This window comes from Virgisporangium ochraceum, from assembly GCF_016863655.1.
Taxonomy (GTDB): Bacteria; Actinomycetota; Actinomycetes; order Mycobacteriales; family Micromonosporaceae; genus Virgisporangium; species Virgisporangium ochraceum.
Genome location: NZ_BOPH01000018.1, coordinates 1 through 16,616 on the forward strand (window position 1 = coordinate 1; position 16,616 = coordinate 16,616).

At 70.4% G+C, this 16,616-nt stretch carries 17 protein-coding genes; 13 read left to right on the plus strand and 4 right to left on the minus strand.

Annotated elements, in window-relative coordinates; all coding sequences use genetic code 11:
- The coding region (locus Voc01_RS06640) for a response regulator (RefSeq protein ID WP_203926384.1) at positions 1 to 2,620 on the plus strand (2,620 nt) is incomplete at its 5' end.
- 89 nt (positions 2,621 to 2,709) lie between these two features.
- Entirely contained in the window at positions 2,710 to 3,216 is a 507-nt protein-coding gene (locus Voc01_RS06645) for a response regulator (RefSeq protein WP_239160020.1), read from the plus strand.
- Here the strand turns inward: Voc01_RS06645 and Voc01_RS06650 are convergent.
- Positions 3,213 to 3,533, minus strand: coding sequence for an STAS domain-containing protein (locus Voc01_RS06650; protein WP_203926385.1), 321 nt, complete (start codon positions 3,531 to 3,533; stop codon positions 3,213 to 3,215). The genes Voc01_RS06645 and Voc01_RS06650 overlap by 4 nt on opposite strands.
- 194 nt (positions 3,534 to 3,727) lie before the next feature.
- On the opposite strand from Voc01_RS06650, the gene hemL reads away from it, so the two are divergent.
- Genes hemL through Voc01_RS06695 form a run of 9 tightly spaced genes read left to right on the plus strand, consistent with a single transcriptional unit; the run spans position 3,728 to position 12,346 of the window.
- Positions 3,728 to 5,029 (plus strand): glutamate-1-semialdehyde 2,1-aminomutase, encoded by a 1,302-nt coding sequence (gene hemL, locus Voc01_RS06655; RefSeq protein ID WP_239160001.1) that lies wholly within the window; start codon positions 3,728 to 3,730, stop codon positions 5,027 to 5,029.
- Positions 5,026 to 5,670, plus strand: a complete 645-nt coding sequence (locus Voc01_RS06660) for a histidine phosphatase family protein (protein WP_203926387.1) — start codon at positions 5,026 to 5,028, stop codon at positions 5,668 to 5,670. The genes hemL and Voc01_RS06660 overlap by 4 nt, the downstream gene beginning before the upstream one ends.
- Before the next feature lie 3 nt (positions 5,671 to 5,673).
- On the plus strand, positions 5,674 to 6,171 hold the full coding sequence (locus Voc01_RS06665; protein ID WP_203926388.1) for a TlpA family protein disulfide reductase: 498 nt from the start codon (positions 5,674 to 5,676) through the stop codon (positions 6,169 to 6,171).
- Positions 6,164 to 6,910, plus strand: coding sequence for a cytochrome c biogenesis CcdA family protein (locus tag Voc01_RS06670; RefSeq protein ID WP_203926389.1), 747 nt, complete (start codon positions 6,164 to 6,166; stop codon positions 6,908 to 6,910). Before Voc01_RS06665 ends, Voc01_RS06670 begins: the two co-directional genes overlap by 8 nt.
- On the plus strand, positions 6,907 to 8,505 hold the full coding sequence (resB, locus tag Voc01_RS06675; protein ID WP_239160002.1) for a cytochrome c biogenesis protein ResB: 1,599 nt from the start codon (positions 6,907 to 6,909) through the stop codon (positions 8,503 to 8,505). The genes Voc01_RS06670 and resB overlap by 4 nt, the downstream gene beginning before the upstream one ends.
- Positions 8,429 to 9,376, plus strand: coding sequence for a c-type cytochrome biogenesis protein CcsB (ccsB, locus tag Voc01_RS06680; protein WP_203926390.1), 948 nt, complete (start codon positions 8,429 to 8,431; stop codon positions 9,374 to 9,376). The genes resB and ccsB overlap by 77 nt, the downstream gene beginning before the upstream one ends.
- A gap of 24 nt (positions 9,377 to 9,400) precedes the next feature.
- Positions 9,401 to 10,861, plus strand: coding sequence for a menaquinone biosynthesis decarboxylase (locus Voc01_RS06685; RefSeq protein WP_203926391.1), 1,461 nt, complete (start codon positions 9,401 to 9,403; stop codon positions 10,859 to 10,861).
- The gene (mqnP, locus tag Voc01_RS06690; protein ID WP_203926392.1) at positions 10,824 to 11,723 is read left to right on the plus strand and encodes a menaquinone biosynthesis prenyltransferase MqnP; all 900 of its coding nucleotides are present in this window, start codon (positions 10,824 to 10,826) and stop codon (positions 11,721 to 11,723) included. Before Voc01_RS06685 ends, mqnP begins: the two co-directional genes overlap by 38 nt.
- Positions 11,723 to 12,346 (plus strand): UbiX family flavin prenyltransferase, encoded by a 624-nt coding sequence (locus Voc01_RS06695; protein WP_203926393.1) that lies wholly within the window; start codon positions 11,723 to 11,725, stop codon positions 12,344 to 12,346. Before mqnP ends, Voc01_RS06695 begins: the two co-directional genes overlap by 1 nt.
- Before the next feature lie 16 nt (positions 12,347 to 12,362).
- On the opposite strand, the gene Voc01_RS06700 is transcribed toward Voc01_RS06695, so the two are convergent.
- Positions 12,363 to 12,569 (minus strand): BldC family transcriptional regulator, encoded by a 207-nt coding sequence (locus Voc01_RS06700; protein WP_239160021.1) that lies wholly within the window; start codon positions 12,567 to 12,569, stop codon positions 12,363 to 12,365.
- Positions 12,570 to 12,703: 134 nt separating this feature from the next.
- Between Voc01_RS06700 and Voc01_RS06705 the strand changes: the two genes are divergently transcribed.
- Positions 12,704 to 13,156, plus strand: coding sequence for an Lrp/AsnC family transcriptional regulator (locus tag Voc01_RS06705; protein WP_203926395.1), 453 nt, complete (start codon positions 12,704 to 12,706; stop codon positions 13,154 to 13,156).
- Here Voc01_RS06705 and Voc01_RS06710 read toward each other — a convergent pair.
- A complete protein-coding gene (locus Voc01_RS06710) occupies positions 13,153 to 13,728 on the minus strand; it encodes a putative glycolipid-binding domain-containing protein (RefSeq protein ID WP_203926396.1) in 576 nt (191 codons plus the stop codon). The two genes, Voc01_RS06705 and Voc01_RS06710, sit on opposite strands and share 4 nt — an antisense overlap.
- Positions 13,729 to 13,745: 17 nt before the next feature.
- On the opposite strand from Voc01_RS06710, the gene Voc01_RS06715 reads away from it, so the two are divergent.
- Positions 13,746 to 14,894 carry a MalY/PatB family protein gene (locus Voc01_RS06715; RefSeq protein ID WP_203926397.1) on the plus strand — a complete coding sequence of 383 codons (1,149 nt, stop codon included), beginning with the start codon at positions 13,746 to 13,748 and terminating at the stop codon, positions 14,892 to 14,894.
- Here Voc01_RS06715 and Voc01_RS06720 read toward each other — a convergent pair whose 3' ends face one another.
- Entirely contained in the window at positions 14,895 to 15,512 is a 618-nt protein-coding gene (locus Voc01_RS06720) for a hypothetical protein (protein WP_203926398.1), read from the minus strand.
- Positions 15,513 to 16,616 lie beyond the last annotated feature (1,104 nt).

Here is a 16,616-nt window from a genome sequence, read left to right on the forward strand (position 1 = left end):
GGGCGAGATCCTGCAGCTCAAGGACACCGTCAACACGATGGTCGACCAGCTCAGCTCCTTTGCCGACGAGGTCACCCGCGTGGCCCGCGAGGTGGGTACCGAGGGCAAGCTGGGCGGTCAGGCGCAGGTCACGGGCGTCTCCGGCACCTGGCGCGACCTCACCGACAACGTGAACTCGATGGCCTCGAACCTCACCAGCCAGGTGCGGAACATCGCCCAGGTCACCACCGCCGTGGCGAAGGGCGACCTGTCGCAGAAGATCACGGTGGACGCGCAGGGCGAGATCCTGGAGCTGAAGAACACCGTCAACACGATGGTCGACCAGCTGTCGAGCTTCGCCGACGAGGTGACCCGCGTGGCCCGCGAGGTGGGCTCCGAGGGCAAGCTCGGCGGCCAGGCCAAGGTGCGCGGCGTCTCCGGCACCTGGGAGGACCTCACCGAGAACGTCAACCAGCTCGCGTCGACGCTCACCACGCAGCTCCGCGCGATCGCCCAGGTGTCAACCGCCGTGACCCGCGGCGACCTCACCCAGCGCATCGCGGTGCAGGCCCAGGGCGAGGTCGCGGAGCTGAAGGACAACATCAACCAGATGATCGTCACGCTCCGCGAGACCACGAAGAAGAACGCGGAGCAGGGCTGGCTCGACTCGAACCTGGCCCGCATCGGCGGCCTGCTGCAGGGCCAGCGTGACCTCGCCGAGGTCTCCCGCATGATCATGACCGAGGTCACGCCGCTGGTCGACGCGCAGATCGGCGCGTTCTTCCTGGCCGGCTCCACCGACGACGGCACGTTCCGGCTGCGCCTGGGCGCCAGCTACGGCTACGCGGCGCCCGACCACCCGATCACGTTCGCACCGGGTGAAGGGCTGGTCGGCCAGGCCGCGATGTCGCGGCGGGCGATCCGGGTCACCGCGCCGCCGGACGACCGGCTGGTGGTCCGCTCCGGGCTGGCGGCGACGCCGCCGGCGGACCTCGTGGTGCTGCCGGTGCTGTTCGAGGGCGAGCCGCTCGGCGTCATCGAGTTCGCGTCGGTGGCCGCGTTCAACGAGCTGCACCTGAGCTTCCTCGACCGGCTGGTGGTCACGATCGGCGTCGCGTTGAAGACGATCCTGGCGAACCGCCGCACGGAGGAGCTGCTGTCGCAGTCGCAGCGGCTGGCCCTGGAGCTGCAGGACCAGTCGGCCGAGCTGCAGCGCACCAACGCCGAGCTGGAGGAGAAGGCGGCGCTGCTGTCGGAGCAGAAGACCAACATCGAGACGCAGAACCGCGAGATCGAGATGGCCCGGCTCGGCCTGGAGGAGAAGGCGCAGCAGCTGGCCTCGGCGTCGCAGTACAAGTCGGAGTTCCTGGCGAACATGAGCCACGAGCTGCGGACCCCGCTCAACTCGATGCTGCTGCTTTCGCGGCTGCTGGCCGAGAACACCGAGAGCAACCTGTCGTCGAAGCAGATCGAGTTCGCGCGCACGATCCACGGTGCCGGCTCCGACCTGCTCGGACTCATCGACGACATCCTCGACCTCAGCAAGATCGAGGCGGGACGCATGGACGTCGAGCCGGGCGAGGTGGCGTTCGAGGACGTGCGCTCGTACGTGGAGCAGGCGTTCGGGCCGCAGGCCGAGGAGAAGGGGCTCGACTTCGCGGTCACGGTCGCGGTCGACCTGCCGCCGGTGATGGTCACCGACCCGCAGCGCGTGCAGCAGATCCTGCGCAACCTGCTCTCCAACGCGGTGAAGTTCACCGACGCGGGCTCGGTGGAGCTGTCGATCGGGCTCGCGGCGGAGGACACCCGCTTCGGGGTGCCGGCGCTCGACGGCGCCCGCCGCGTGATCGCGTTCTCCGTGGCCGACACCGGCATCGGCATCTCGCAGGACAAGCTGGGCCTGATCTTCGAGGAGTTCCAGCAGGCCGACGGCACCACCAGCCGCAAGTACGGCGGCACGGGGCTCGGGCTGTCGATCTGCATGAAGCTGGCCCGCCTGCTCGGCGGCGTGATCCAGGTGTCGTCGCTGCTGGGCGAGGGCTCGACGTTCGTCCTCTACCTGCCCGACGTGCTGCGCACCGACCTGCTGCCCGTGCCGGGCTCGCTCGACGGCGCACCGCCGCCGGCGCCGATCATCGGTGCGCTGCCGGTGTCTCCGCAGTCACCGCCCACCACGCCGCCGCTGCGGATCGCGCCGAGCCCGTTGCGTCCGATCAAGGACGGCGACCGTCGCGCCACGTCGGCCGCCCAGCAGCTCGACGGCGCGACCGTCCTGATCGTCGACGACGACGTGCGGAACGTGTTCGCGCTGACCAGCGCGCTGGAGATGCACGGAATGACCGTCCTCTACGCCGACAACGGCGCCGACGGCGTGCGGCTGCTCTCCGAGCACCCGGAGGTCGACGTGGTATTGATGGACGCGATGATGCCCGAGATGGACGGCAACGAGACCACCCGGGCGATCCGTCGCAACCGCCGGTTCGCCGACCTGCCCGTGGTGTTCCTGACGGCGAAGGCGATGCCGGGTGACCGCGAGTCGAGCTTCGCGGCCGGCGCGAGCGACTACATCACGAAGCCGGTCGATCTCGACGAGCTGCTGGAGACGATGGCCGGCTGGGTCACCGGACGGCGGTCGTCGTGAGCGAGCGGAGCGAACGCGGGAGCCCCGTGGCCGCGCGGGTCCTCCTCGTCGACGACCGGAAGGACAACCTGCTCGCCCTGGAGGCGATCATGCAGGGCCTCCCGGTGCAGACGGTCGCCGCACACAGCGGCGAGGAGGCGCTCAAGCACCTGCTGGTGGAGGACTTCGCGCTGATCCTGCTCGACGCCCAGATGCCTGACATGGACGGCTTCGAGACCGCGCGGCACATCAAGCGGCGCGAGCGCACCCGCCACGTCCCAATCATCTTCCTCACCGCCGCCGACCGCGACTCCCACCTGGCGATGCGGGGGTACGCGGTCGGCGCCGTCGACTACCTCACCAAGCCGTTCGACCCGTGGGTGCTGAGGGCGAAGGTGTCGGTGTTCGTGGAGTTGTGGGCGAAGAACGAGCAACTGCAGGCGCAGGGCGAGGCGGCCCGGGTGCGTGACAACGCGATGCGCGCGGCCGGCGTCGCCGTCGGGGAGGCGTTGACGGCGCTCAACAGCACCGAGACCACCGGCGGAGAGTTGTTGCCGGCGCAACTGGAACGGGCGTTGGCCGCACTGGACAGGGCGCAACGCCACCTGGGGATCTAGGCGATCATGAGCGCGCCGCGCAGCCCCGTGATGTCGAGGACGCGCAGCAGGAAGTCACCCACGTTGGTGAGCACGAGGTGGCTCTGCACCAGGCCGGCCTTGCGGCTGAGCACCACCAGCGTGCCGAGGCCCTGCGAGTCGCAGAACGTGACCTCGCCCAGGTCGAGCACGACCCGGGGCGGCGGCTCGTTCGCGAGCATGTCGCCGACCACTTTGGACAGTCGCTGCACCGTGGACATGTCGATCTCACCCGCAAGCCGAACAACTGCCTCCGCAGCCGTGCGCTCGACAGCGATACTGAGATCCGGGCGATCCACGTCGGAAGCTTAACCCGGCTCACCGGGGCCGGCAGGTCGGGCCGCCCTGTCTTCGCACGGGAACCGCGGTCGCGAGCGCGATTCCCGGGCGTTCGGGACCAAAGCGCCGCAACAGGCCCTCCTAAAGTGACCCACCGCGCACCGGGCAGGCCCCGGTCCGCGATCCCCCGTTCGTGGGTCACAATGGGCGAACCGTGGAAAGTCGAATCAGCGCCGAACTCTTCGACCGCGCCCGGGCCATCGTGCCGGGTGGGGTGAACTCGCCTGTCCGCGCGTTCCAGGCCGTCGGCGGTACGCCCCGGTTCATGGTGCGCGGCGAGGGCTGCCGCATGTACGACGCCGACGGGAACGGCTACGTCGACCTGGTGTGCTCGTGGGGTCCGCTCATCCTGGGCCACGCGCACCCGGCGGTGATCGAGGCGGTCACGGCCACGGCGGTGAAGGGCACCAGTTTCGGAACACCCACGCCGGGCGAGGTCGAGCTGGCCGAGGAGATCGTCTCGCGCACGCCGGTCGAGCAGGTGCGGCTGGTCAACTCGGGCACCGAGGCCACGATGACGGCGATCCGGCTGGCCCGTGGGTTCACCGGGCGCACCCGGATCGTGAAGTTCGCCGGCTGCTACCACGGTCACGTCGACGCGCTCCTCGCGAGCGCCGGCTCCGGCGTGGCGACCCTCGGCCTGCCCGACACGCCCGGGGTCACCGGCGCGTCCGCGGCCGACACCATCGTGTTGCCGTACAACGATGTCGAAAAGGTCGAAGAAGCGTTCGCCGAACACGGCCCGAGCATCGCCGCGATCATTACCGAGGCCGCGCCGGGAAACATGGGCGCGGTCGCCCCGCGCAACGGCTTCAACGCCGCACTGGCCCGCATCGCCCACGCGAACGGCGCGCTGCTCATCGTCGACGAGGTGATGACCGGCTTCCGCGTCAGCCGCGAGGGCTGGCACGGCCTCGACCCCGTCGACGCCGACCTGTACACCTACGGCAAGGTCATGGGCGGCGGCATGCCGGCCGCGGCCTTCGGCGGCCGCGCCGAGATCATGGGACGGCTCGCGCCGGCCGGGCCGGTGTACCAGGCCGGCACGCTCTCCGGTAACCCGCTCGCCTGCGCCGCGGGTCTGGCCACGTTGCGCCACTGCACTCCCGAGGTCTACGGCCTGCTCGACGCCACCGCGCTTACCATCGGGAAGATGGTCACCGAGGCTCTCGCCGCCGCCGGCGTGCCGCACCGGCTCTCCACCGCGGGCAGCATGTTCTCGGTGTTCTTCACCGACGCCGAGGTCACGAACTTCGCCGAGGCGAAGACCCAGAACGTGGCGGCGTTCAAGGCGTTCTTCCACGCGATGCTCGACCGCGGCGTGTACCTGCCGCCGAGCGCGTTCGAGGCCTGGTTCGTCAGCGCCGCGCTCGACGCGGAGGCGGTCGAGGTCATCGCGGGGGCGCTGCCGCACGCGGCGTCGGCCGCCGCGGCCGCGTTCGAGGGGACCTCATGAGGACGGTCGTTCACGTCCTCCGCCACGGTGAGGTGCACAACCCCGACAAGATCCTGTACGGCCGGCTGCCCGGGTTCAAGCTGTCCGAGCTGGGCCGGCAGATGGCCAAGGCGGCCGCCGAGGCGCTGGCCGACCGCGACGTCACGCACATCCGGACGTCTCCCCTGGAGCGCGCGCAGGAGACGGCCGAGCCGTTCGCCGCGCAGTTCAAGCTCACGCCCGAACTCGACGATCGGCTGCTGGAGAGCGTCAACAGGTTCGAGGGCAAGGAGTTCGGGGTCGGCGACGGCGCGCTGAAGCACCCGCGCAACTGGTGGATGCTGCGTGACCCGTTCACGCCGTCGTGGGGTGAGCCGTACAAGCAGATCGCGGCGCGCATGTTCGGCGCGGTCGAGTCGGCCCGCGACGAGGCACGGGGGCACGAGGCGGTGTGCGTCTCGCACCAGCTGCCGATCTGGACGCTGCGCCGGTTCGTCGAGCGCAAGCGGCTCTGGCACGACCCGCGGGTGCGCCAGTGCGCGCTGGCCAGCCTCACGTCGATCCATTTCGACGGCGACACGATCGTCAAGATCACGTACGAGGAGCCGGCGGCGCACCTCATCGCCCTGCACCCGGACGCCCGGACGGCCAAGGGGGCCTGAATCATGCGGCTGCTCGCGGCCATTTTGCTCGCCACCGCCCTGGTGCTCACCGGGGCGGGCTGCACCAGCGACGAGAAGCCGCGCGACCCGGTGCTCAAGGGCGAACTGGTGGCCGGCGGCAGCTACGACCAGGCCACGCACAAGGGCAAGGTCACCGTCGTCAACTTCTGGGGCTCGTGGTGCGCACCGTGCCGCGCGGAGATGCCCGGGCTGGTGAAGGCCCACGACGACCTGAAGGACGACGACGTCGTGTTCCTCGGCATCAACGTGCGCGACCCGAACGTCGACCAGGCGAAGGCATTCGTCGACCAGTACAAGGTGCCGTTCCCGAGCATCCGCGACACCTCCAGCAAGCTGGCGCTCGAGTTCGACGTGGTGCCCTCGAACATCCCCACCACGCTGGTGCTGGGTAAGGACGGCAAGCCGAGGAAGACGTTCCGTCAGGCCGTGCTGGAGCCCGACCTGGTGGCGGCGGTGCGGGAGGTGATCGCCGGTGGGTGAGACATTCGCCGGCATCGTCGACGGCGGCCCACTCGTCGGGGCGGTCGCGGTGGCCGCCATCGCCGGGCTACTGAGCTTCCTCTCGCCGTGCGTGCTGCCGCTGCTGCCCGGCTACCTGTCGTACGTCACCGGGCTCGCCGGCGCCGACCTCGACGCCGGGCACCGGCGGGGCCGGATCGCGGCCGGCATCATGCTGTTCGTCGCGGGCGTGGCCGTGGTGTTCGTGCTCGGCGCGATCCTCGCGTCGCAGGCCGCGCAGACGCTCTACGACCACCAGCGCGCCATCGAGATCGGCGTCGGTCTCGTCATCATCGTGCTGGGGCTGGTGTTCGCCGGGTTCGTGCCTCTGCTCCAGCGCGAGTGGCGGGTGCAGAAGCTGCCCACCGCGGGTCTCCTCGGAGCGCCGGTGTTCGGCGTGGTGTTCGCGTTGTCGTGGATCCCGTGCAGCGGGCCGACGCTCGGCGCGATGATCGGGCTCGCCACCACCGGGTCGACGACCCGCGCGGTCGGCCTCGCGCTCGCGTACTGCGTCGGGCTGGCGGTGCCGTTCCTCGCGTTCGGGCTGGGCTACCAGCGGTTCCTGGGCCTGTTCCAGGCGATCCGGCGGAACAGCCGGTGGGTCACCCGCATCGGTGGGGCGCTGCTGGTGCTCACTGGGCTGGCGCTCGTGACCGGTGCCTGGGGCCACTTCATCGACTGGCTGCGCGTCACCTTCCCGAATCTCGAGTTCTTCGTATGATGTGGCTGACCAGCACGGTCCGGAACGGGTGGCGGCAGCTGACCAGCATGCGCACCGCCCTGGTGCTGCTGTTCCTGCTCGCGGTCGCCGCGATTCCCGGTTCGGTGCTGCCGCAGAAGCGGCTGAGCCCCGAGAAGGTCGCCGAGTACGCGCAGAACAACCCGTCGTCGGCGCCGTGGCTCGACCGGCTGCAGTTGTTCGACGTCTACTCGTCGGTCTGGTTCTCGGCGATCTACCTGCTGCTGTTCGTCTCGCTCGTCGGGTGTCTCGTACCGCGGTTCCGCACCCACATCGTCGCGCTCATCCGGGTCCCACCGAACGCTCCGAAGCGGTTGGAGCGGCTGCCGGAACACGCCGACGGCCTGCCGCACGACGGCGACCTCGCGGCAACCGCGGAGCGGTTGCGGGCACTCATGCGCAAGCGCCGGTTCCGGGCCGTGGTCCGCGAGGCGGGCGACGGGTACACGGTCAGCGCGGAGAAGGGCTACCTCAAGGAGACCGGCAACCTGCTGTTCCACTTCTCGTTGCTGGCGCTGCTGATCGGCATGGCGCTCGGCGGGCTGTACGGCTGGCACGGCAACCGGATCCTGGTGCGCGGCGACGAGTTGTGCAACAGCCTCCAGCAGTACGACGAGTTCTCACCCGGCAGCCGCGTCGACAAGGAGGACCTGCCCCGCTTCTGTATGTCCCTTGTGGACTTCAAAGCGTCCTATCTGGACAGTGGGCAGCCGTCGGCGTTCCGGGCCCGGATGGGGTACGAGGTCGACGGGCGCAGCGGCGAACGGCGGGTGGCCGTGAACAACCCGCTGCGGCTCGGGCCGGCGACCGCCTACCTCCTTGCGAGCGGGTACGCGCCGGAGGTGCGGTACACCGACCGCACCGGGAAGTCGCAGACCATCACCGCGCCGTTCCTCACCATCGACGACGCCATGACGAGCCAGGGCGTGCTCGCGTTCCCCGACGCGAACATCGGCGTCCGCGACACCACCTACGGACCCACCGGCAAGGTGCAGGTCGCGTTCGACGGCACCTACCTGCCGACGGTCCCCGAGAACGTACACGTCGGAAAGTCGGCGTTCCCCGAGGAGCGCGACCCGCGCCTGATGCTGCGGGTCTACATGGGCGACCTCGGGCTCGACGCCGGCACGCCGCAGTCGGTGTACGAGATCAACCAGGCGCAGATCGGGAACGGGCTGCTGCGCCCGGTCGGCGACGCGATCGCGTTGCGGAAGGGCGAGTCGGCCACCCTGCCCGACGGGTCGAGGATCGAGTTTCTCGGCACCCGCCCGTGGATCGCCGTGTCGGTGCGGCACGACCCGGGTGAGGAACTGGTTCTCGTCGGTGCTGTACTGCTGGTGACAGGTCTGCTCGGATCGCTGGCGGGACGGCGCCGACGGATCTTCTTCCGGGTGACCCCCGGCGGGGTCGAGGCGGGCGGTCTGCCGCGCACCGACTATGCCGGGTTCACCGCGGAGTTCGAGGCGATCGTGCGAGACGCACGGGAGGGGGCCGGTCCGGATGGCGAGCTTGTCCGACCAGCTACTGGTGGTCACGATTCTGGCGTACCTGGCGGCGATGCTGTGTTACGCGGCTGAGTACGCGTTCGGGTCCCGCGGGTTCGTCGCCCGCGTGGCGAACCGCGACCTGGTCGCGGTCGGCGCGTCGGCGTCCAGCGACCCGCCCCTCGACGAGGAGCCGGCGCCGCCGTCCCGGATGGGACAGCGGCTCGGGCTCGCCGCGGTCGTCTTCACCGTGCTTGGGGTCGCCGGTCACGCCGCGACGCTGGTGACCCGCTCGGTCGCCGCCGGACGGGTGCCGTGGGGCAACCTGTACGAGTTCCTGCTGGTGCTGTGCCTGGCCGGTGCGGTCGCCTGGCTGGTGGTGCTACGGCTGCTGCCGGCGATGCGCCCGTTGGGGCTGCTCATCACCGCGGTGCTCGTGATCCTGCTGGGCTCGGCCGGCATGGTGTACACGGAGGCCGGTCCGCTGGTCCCCGCGCTCAACTCGGCCTGGCTGAAGATCCACGTCACCACGGTGGCCACCGCCGGTGGCGGCCTGCTGGTCGGCTTCGTGGCCGCGGTGCTGTACCTGCTGCGCGAGGGCTACGAGGACGGCAAGGAGGGCTTCCCGTGGGCGCTGGCCGCGAAGGCGCCCGGCGCCGAGACGCTGGAGCGCATCACGTTCCGCATCCACGCGTTCTCGTTCCCGCTGCTGACGGTCGGCATCATCTGCGGGGCGATCTGGGCCGAGTCGGCCTGGGGCCGCTACTGGGGCTGGGACCCCAAGGAGATCTGGTCCTTCATCACGTGGGTGGTCTACGCCGCCTACCTGCACGCCCGCGCGACGCCCAGCGTCCGCAGCCGCACCGCCACCTACCTCGCGATCGCCGGCTGGGCCGCGTTGATGTTCAACCAGTACGGCGTGAACCTGTTCTTCTCCGGACTGCACAGCTACTCGGGTACCTGACGGTGCCCTGGCAGACTTGACCGCATGGCGCGTGGCTTCCCGTATACGGACCTGAAGGACTTCCTGGCGGCTCTCGAGAAGGCCGGCGAACTGCACCGGGTCCGGGCGCCGGTCGACCCGACGCTGGAGATGAGCGAGATCGTCACGCGGGTCGTGCGTCAGCGCGGGAAGGCGCTGCTGTTCGAGAAGCCGACTCGGGGCGACATGCCCGTCGCCATCAACCTGTTCGGCACGCCGCGCCGCATGGCGATGGCGCTGGGGGTCGACGACCTCGACGAGATCGGCCAGCGCATCGGCGCGATGGTCAAGCCGGAGCTACCCGTCGGATGGTCGGGGATCCGGGAGGGCATCGGCAAGCTGCTGCAGCTCAAGTCGGTGCCGCCCAAGCGCGTGAAGACCGCGCCGTGCCAGGAGAAGGTGTACAAGGGCGCCGAGGTCGACCTGGGCCGCCTGCCCGGCCTGTGGACCTGGCCCGACGATGGTGGCATCTTCCACAACTACGGCCTCACGCACACGAAGCACCCCGAGACCGGCAAGCGCAACCTCGGCCTGTACCGCCTGCAGCAGCACGGTCGTGACACGCTCGGCATGCACTGGCAGATCCACAAGGACAGCACCGCGCACCACGCGGTGGCCGAGCGGCGCAACGAGCGGCTTCCGGTGGCGGTCGCGATCGGCTGCGACCCGGTGGTGAGCTACTCGGCGAGCGCGCCGCTGCCCGGCGACATCGACGAGTACCTGTTCGCCGGGTTCCTCCGCGGCGAGCGCGTGGAGATGGTCGACTGCCTCACGGTCCCCCTGCAGGTGCCGGCGAACGCCCAGGTGGTGCTGGAGGGCTACGTCGAACCGGGCGAGCGGCTGCCGGAGGGTCCGTTCGGCGACCACACCGGCTTCTACACGCCGGTCGAGCCGTTCCCGGTGCTGCACGTCGAGTGCATGACGATGCAGAAGAACCCCGTCTACCACTCGATCATCACGTCGAAGCCGCCGCAGGAGGACGGCCCGATCGGCAAGGCAACCGAGCGTATCTTCCTGCCGCTCATCAAGATGCTGGTGCCCGACATCGTCGACTACGACCTGCCGGCCGCCGGCGGCTTCCACAACTGCCTGATCGTCTCCATCAACAAGCGGTACCCGAAGCACGCGCAGAAGGTGATGAACGCCGTGTGGGGCGCTCACCTGCTGAGCCTCACCAAACTCATCGTGATCGTCGACGACGACTGTGACGTGCACGACTACGCCGAGGTGGCCTGGCGCGCCTTCGGAAACGTCGACTACGCGCACGACCTGCTGCTCACCAGCGGTCCCGTCGACCACCTCGATCACGCCTCGTACCAGCAGTTCTGGGGCGGGAAGGCGGGCATCGACGCCACCCGTAAGCTGTCCGCCGAGGGCTACCACCGGGGCTGGCCGGAGGAGGCCAGGATGGCGCCCGACGTGGTGTCCCTTGTGGACAAGCGGTGGAAAGAGTACGGACTTGCCTAAGGTGCGCGCGTTTCTGAAGTTGGTCGCGATCGAACACTCCGTGTTCGCGTTGCCGTTCGCCTACCTCGCGGCGCTGGTGGCCATGCGGGAACACGGGTTCAGCTGGATCGACCTGCTGCTCATCACGGTCGCGATGGTGGGTGCGCGCACGTTCGCGATGGCCGCGAACCGGCTCATCGACCGGCACATCGACGCGCGGAATCCCCGTACGTCCCAACGGGAACTGGTCACCGGAGCGGTGAGCGTCCGGACGGCCTGGACCGGCGCGATCGCCGCGCTGGTCGTGTTCCTCGCCGCGGCCGCGTTGCTGAACCCGTTGTGTCTCGTGCTGGCGCCGCTCGCGGTGGTGCCGCTCGTCGTCTACCCGTACGGCAAGCGGTTCACGGACTGGCCGCACGCGATCCTCGGCCTGGCGCAGATGGTCGGGCCGGTGGGCGCCTGGCTCGCGGTCACCGGAACGTTCGAGGGGTCCGGGCCGGCGTTCGTGCTCGGCGCGGCCGTCGGGTTGTGGATCGGCGGGTTCGACCTCATCTACGCCTGCCAGGACGCCGAGGTCGACCGGCGGATCGGGGTGCGGTCGGTGCCGGCGCGGTACGGGATCCCGTTCGCCCTCGTACTGTCCACAGTGGTGCATGTGGTGACGTTCGGGTTGTTCGTCTGGTTCGGCGCGCTGGTCGACCTCACCTGGTTGTGGTGGGTGGGCCTGGTGCTGACGGCGGTCGCGTTCGCCTACGAGCACTCCATCGTGAAGTCCACCGACCTGAGCCGGGTGAACCGCGCGTTCTTCACCGCCAACGGGTTCGTCGGCATCGCGCTGTTCGTGTTCGCGCTCGCCGACCTGGTGACGCGGAGCGCGTTCTGATGCGACGCCCGTGGATCGTCGGCGTCACCGGTGCGTCCGGAACCCCTTACGCCGCAGCGGTTCTGCGTGCCCTTTTCGACGCAGACGAACCGATCGACCTGATCGTGTCGCGCGCGGCCCGATTGACCATTCTGGACGAGACGAAGAGCCCGTTCCGCGACGCGCACTGGCGCGCCGACCTCGACGCGTGGATCGGCCGCAAGACGGCGCAGGGCGATGTGCGGTACTGGCCGGCCGGCGACCTCGCCGCCGGTCCGAGCTCGGGATCGTACCGGGCGCGGGGCATGCTGGTGGTGCCGGCCAGCACGGCGTCGTGCGCCGGCATCGCGATGGGTCTGTCGAAGGACCTGTTGCAGCGCGCCGCCGAGGTGAACCTGAAGGAACGGCGGCCCGTGGTCGTCGTACCCCGGGAGACCCCGGTGACCCGCAGCCACCTCGAGCACCTCATCGCACTGCTCGACGCGGGCGCAACGGTGCTGCCGGCCAGCCCCGGTTTCTATACGGCCGGGGCTGGCGCGTCAGCGGAACAACTCGTTGACTTCGTCGCGGGCAAGGTGCTCGACGCCGCTGGCATCGAGCACACCTTGTTCAGCCGCTGGAGCGGTCAGCTCGGTGCGCATTGACGCGCACCGCCGCACATCAGGCCGGTGTTTCTTCGCCCAGCTCGCCATCGAGCAGAGCGCGAACCTCAGACTCCCGAAAGCGCCGGTGTCCGCCAGGGGTGCGGATGCTGCTGATGCGGCCGGCCGCCGCCCAGCGCGTCACCGTCTTCGGATCCACCCGGAACAGCGCTGCCACTTCTCCCGGAGTGAGAAGACGATCTCCCGTGTCCACAACCCCTCCCAGTTGAGATCACGCGCCGCCAAACGCGTGATCATCGAGGCTTACGGGTTATTAGAGCACCGTCCGTCAGACGTGTCCGAAGAACATGGAAATAGCACGGGTTTGGGCGGATCGGGGCTTAAGCTAGGGTACTTTTCGTGGACGCCATCGATCGTCGCCTTCTCGATCTACTGCGTGCCAATGCCCGACTCTCCTTCGCTGAACTTGCGCGTCAGGTGGGGTTGTCGGCGCCGGCGGTGCACGAGCGGGTGGGCAAGCTGGAAGCGGCCGGAACCATCCGTGGGTACCGGGCCGACGTACTACCCGAGGCGGTCGGGCTCGGCGTCACAGCGATCATCGGCGTGGTGCAGGACAGCGGCGGCGACACCCAGGACGTGCTCGACGCGTTGCGGGCCATGCCGTCGATCGAGTCGTGCTACTTCATGGCGGGCGAGGAGTCGTTCCTGGCCACGGTTCGCGTCGGCACGATCCTCGAACTGGAACACGTCATCATCGAGCTGAACCGCACACCGGGTGTCGCGCGCACCCGCACCGCGATCGCGCTCTCCACCAAGTGGGAGGGCCGCCCCCGGCCACTGGCCGAGCCCTAACCGACCCGCTTCGCGAGGCCGGGGTAGTCGCGGACGTAGCCATGTTCGTCGAGCTCGATGTCCGTTTCGAAGCCATCGGACGCGTACCGCACGCGTTCCTTCGACAGGACCGTGTACGTCTGCTCCGCGCGCACCACGGCGAGGCTGGGCGGCAGCACCCAGGCGGTGACGACCCGGATGTCCTCCATGCCCGATCGCTTCAGCGGCAACGTGTTGGTCAGCGGGGAACCTCCCAGGTCGATGTCGAGCACACCTTCGAGACGGTCGGGGTCTTCGATGCCCGGCTGATGCGCGTCCAGTTGCCCTTGCTCCGCCGTGGTGACACGCCACCGCCCGGCGGCCCGTTCCATCCGGACGGTGCGCAACCACCCGGCGCCCTCGGTCGTGGCCGTGAACTGGGCCGTAGCCCACGACTCGTCGGTGTACAGCTCGTACCGGCACGTGTACGGAACCGGGTCGACCGCGAGCTGGACACCGTGCGCCGTGAGGCCACGACGGTCGTCGAACACGACGTGCTCGGCGCCGGCCGTGTCGGTCCGGGTCCACATGAGGGCGCGGGGAAGGAGGGTCATGCTGCATAGTCGATGGAATGAACCCGTTGACGCAACTGGATCTGCCGACCCTGCGTCGTCGGCGGAGCATGAAGTGGCGCGAGTTCCCCGATGACGTGCTGCCCCTGTGGGTGGCCGAGATGGACACGTTGCTGGCGCCCCCGGTCGCCGCGGCCCTGTCGGACGCGTTGACGCTGGGTGACACCGGATACGTCCACGTCGGTCAGCTCGCCGAGGCGTACGCGGCGTTCGCGTCGCAGCGGTTCGGCTGGTGGCCGGAGCCGGCGCACTGCTTGCTCGCCGCCGACGTGGCCCAGGGTCTGATGGACGTTCTGCGCGTGGTGACCAGGCCCGGTGACACCGTGCTGATCCACGGCCCGACGTACCCGCCGTTCCGGAGGCTGATCCCGGGCGCCGGCCTGTCACTGCGGGAGTCGCCGCTCGCCCGCGACGCGTCCACCGGCCGCTACTCGTTGGACCTCGACCGGTTGGACGCCGACCTGGCGTCGCCGTCCGTGACCGTTTTCGTGCTCGTGAGCCCGCACAACCCGACCGGGACGGTGTTCTCGCGTGACGAACTGCTCGCCGTGGCGTCGCTGTGCGAGACGCACGGGGTGCGGCTGCTGGCTGACGAGATCCACGCGCCGCTGGTGTATCCGTCGGAGGCTTCGTTCGTCCCACTTCTCGGCCTGCCGTCGGCGGAGCGGTCCATCGCGTTCGTGTCGGCGACCAAGGCGTGGAACCTGGCGGGGTTGAAGGCGTCGCTGATCGTCGCCGGTCCAGCGGCGGTCGAGGACGTGCGGGCGATTCCGGCGGACGCGTCGGTGAACGCGGGACTGCTGGGAGTGATCGCCTCGGAAGCGGCGTTCCGTTCCGGTGGGCCCTGGCTGGACGACCTTGTCGCCGGCCTCGACCACAACCGGACGCTCCTCGACTCGCTGCTGGCCAAGCACCTGCCCGGTGTCGCATACGTGCCGCCGGCCGCGACGTTCCTCGCGTGGCTGGACTGCTCCGGCCTCGGCCTGGGTCCCGACCCGGCGGTCCGCTTCCTGGAGCGGGGCCGGGTGGCACTGAGCCCCGGGCCGGACTTCGGCCCGATGGGCGCCGGGTTCGTCCGGCTCAACCTGGCGACGAGCCCGGAGATCCTGACGGAGGCGGTCCGCCGGATGGCGTCGGCGCTGGACTGACTATCCGCCGAGCCCTCCGAGCAGGTCGCTGATCATGTCTCCAAAGAGGGTCGCGGCGAGCAGGCCGAGCCCGACCATCACCACGAGCACCACCGCCAGGATGATGACGACCTTCGCGGTCCGGTTGCCCGCAGGCGGGGTGTCCGCCCGTCCCTGGCCGAGAATGTGCCCGGTGAGCGAGCCGGACGTCTCCACCGGGTTCGGCGGAGGGTAGGCCAGCGGCTGCTGCTGGTTCGGGTAGTACTGCTGGTTGTTGGCGGGCCCGCCGACGTTTCGTAACCCCGGAGTGCCGGTGCCGTAGGGGTTGCCGCTGTCGACCGGCGGCGCGCTGCTGGGTCCGGGGTCACTGCCGTAGACGGTGCCACCGGGACGGCCGTGCTGCGGTGCCCCGTACGGATGCGCGGCGGCCTGGTGGGGAGCTGGGTGGGAAGCGGCGGGCGGGCTGGAGGCCGGTGGGCTGGAGGCGGGGCTCGCGGCCGCCGGTGGACCGGAGGCGGGCTGGGCCTGGCCGTGGGAGCCGAACCGGTGCTGCTGGTCGGCTCCACCCTGCTGGCCCGGACCCTGTTGGCCCGGCCAGAGAACCTGGTCACCGGACGTCGCCCCGTACGTGCCCGGCACGGCCGAAGCCCCGTACGACGCTTGACCATAGGTCCCAGAAGCCGCCGGCGGCGGCTGCCCATAGGGCGAGCCACCCCCACCGGTCTCGGGCCGGTTTGCTCCCGGGATTCCCGGCTGCGCCCCATGAACCCCGCCCGCGATGAGCGGCTGCGGCACGTGCGGCGGCCCGTCAGGCTGAGGGTCGGGCGGGGCGGCCCCAGGAATCCCCGCCGACGCATACCCCGACCCCGGCGCCGAGTGGCCCGAAACCGAGTACGCCGGCGCATATCCAGCCGACGACGGAGGGCTCGACGCCGGCGCCGAGTACCCCGACGGCGTCGAATACCCCGACGGCGCCGGACTCGACGACGGCACCCCGTACGCCGACGCTGCCGCCTGACCCGACGATGGCATCCCATACCCCGACGCCGGCTGACCCGACGCCGGCTGACCCGACGACGGCTGACCCGACGACGGCGACAGACCCGACGACGGTGGCGACGGCACCGGTGGCGGCGGCACGGGCCCCGGCCCGGGCGGCGGCCCGCCAGGCCCGGGCCCAGGTCCTGGCGTCGGCTCCGGCAGCGGCGGAGTAGGCACCGGCCCCGGCGAGGGGAAGGGCGACGGCTCGGCCGGCCCCGGTCGTCCCGGCCGCTCTGGCCTCTCCGGCTCGGCCTCCGACCGCTGCGGACCACCAACCGCCGGCGACTCTCCCCGCAACGCCGCCCCGGCAATCAGCGACTCGACCGGCCGCTCGGTCGCGTTGTGGTCGTTCTGCGGCCGACTGGTGCGGTACGTGCCCGGGCTGCTGGGCCCCGCCGCGGCGGCGGCCGCCTCCGCTTCGGCCGCACTGATCCGGCTGGCCTGCGGTACCGAGGCAGTCGCCCGGGCAGCCGCGGATCCGCTCACGGCACCGGCCGATCCACCAGTACCGCCATCCGCGGCCCCGGCACCCGGAACACCGGCCGACCCGGCTGCGGAAACACTGGCCGAACCGGCCGAAACACTGGCCGACCCGGCTGCGGGAACGCTGGCCGAACCAGCCGAAACACTGGCCGAACCAGCCGCCGGAACACCGGCCAATCCGGGCGGGGGAACATTGGCGGACCCGGCGGCCGACGAACC